The organism is Aeromonas sp. MR7 (assembly GCF_963899385.1).
Classification (GTDB): domain Bacteria; phylum Pseudomonadota; class Gammaproteobacteria; order Enterobacterales; family Aeromonadaceae; genus Aeromonas; species Aeromonas bestiarum.
This window is the reverse complement of sequence record NZ_CAWQXH010000044.1, coordinates 1-255: the sequence shown is the minus strand read 5'-3', so window position 1 is coordinate 255 and position 255 is coordinate 1. Positions and strand designations below refer to the sequence as shown.

Annotated in this window: 1 rRNA gene; it reads left to right on the top strand. The window is 52.5% G+C overall.

Annotation, left to right across the window (positions count from 1 at the left end):
* Positions 1–255: ribosomal RNA gene (locus tag AACW87_RS17460) — 23S ribosomal RNA — on the top strand; the annotation flags it as partial.

Sequence of the window (255 nt, the reverse complement as noted above, 5' to 3'; positions counted from 1 at the left end):
GTACCCCAAACCGACACAGGTGGTCGGGTAGAGAATACCAAGGCGCTTGAGAGAACTCGGGTGAAGGAACTAGGCAAAATAGAACCGTAACTTCGGGAGAAGGTTCGCTCTTGACAGTGAAGTCCCTTGCGGATGGAGCAGTTGGGAGTCGCAGTGACCAGATGGCTGGGACTGTTTATCAAAAACACAGCACTCTGCAAACACGAAAGTGGACGTATAGGGTGTGACACCTGCCCGGTGCCGGAAGGTTAATTG